Origin of the sequence: Halalkalibacter hemicellulosilyticusJCM 9152 (genome assembly GCF_000513115.1) — a bacterium.
Classification (GTDB): domain Bacteria; phylum Bacillota; class Bacilli; order Bacillales; family Bacillaceae_D; genus Halalkalibacter; species Halalkalibacter hemicellulosilyticus.
In genome coordinates, this window is the sequence record NZ_BAUU01000095.1 from 1 (window position 1) to 1084 (window position 1084).

Genomic DNA, 1084 nt, shown 5'->3' on the forward strand with positions numbered 1-1084 from the left:
GAAGCTCTGAATTGAAGCCCCAGTAAACGGCGGCCGTAACTATAACGGTCCTAAGGTAGCGAAATTCCTTGTCGGGTAAGTTCCGACCCGCACGAATGGTGTAACGATTTGGATACTGTCTCAACGAGAGACCCGGTGAAATTATAGTACCTGTGAAGATGCAGGTTACCCGCGACAGGACGGAAAGACCCCATGGAGCTTTACTGTAGCTTGATATTGGATGTTGGTACCGTTTGTACAGGATAGGTAGGAGCCTTGGAAGCGTGAGCGCCAGCTTACGTGGAGGCGTCGGTGGGATACTACCCTGACGGTGCTGACATTCTAACCTCGAACCGTGATCCGGTTCAGGGACAGTGTCAGGTGGGCAGTTTGACTGGGGCGGTCGCCTCCTAAACAGTAACGGAGGCGCCCAAAGGTTCCCTCAGAATGGTTGGAAATCATTCGTAGAGTGCAAAGGCAAAAGGGAGCTTGACTGCGAGACCTACAAGTCGAGCAGGGACGAAAGTCGGGCTTAGTGATCCGGTGGTACCGCATGGAAGGGCCATCGCTCAACGGATAAAAGCTACCCTGGGGATAACAGGCTTATCTCCCCCAAGAGTCCACATCGACGGGGAGGTTTGGCACCTCGATGTCGGCTCATCGCATCCTGGGGCTGAAGTAGGTCCCAAGGGTTGGGCTGTTCGCCCATTAAAGCGGTACGCGAGCTGGGTTCAGAACGTCGTGAGACAGTTCGGTCCCTATCCGTCGCGGGCGTAGGAAATTTGAGAGGAGCTGTCCTTAGTACGAGAGGACCGGGATGGACACACCGCTGGTGTACCAGTTGTTCCGCCAGGAGCATCGCTGGGTAGCTACGTGTGGACGGGATAAGTGCTGAAAGCATCTAAGCATGAAGCCCCCCTCAAGATGAGATTTCCCATGGAGTTAATCCAGTAAGACCCCTTAGAGATGATGAGGTTGATAGGTCTGGTGTGGAAGCGTGGCGACACGTGGAGCTGACAGATACTAATCGGTCGAGGACTTATCCAAGATATTCTGACGTGTTTCAATGACCATGATCTAGTTTTGAAGGAATCTTTCTTTCAAT

General features: G+C 52.9%; 1 rRNA gene. It reads left to right on the top strand.

Going from position 1 to position 1084, the window contains the following annotated elements:
- Nucleotides 1-1026 (top strand): 23S ribosomal RNA (locus tag JCM9152_RS21045); the annotation flags it as partial.
- Nucleotides 1027-1084 lie beyond the last annotated feature (58 nt).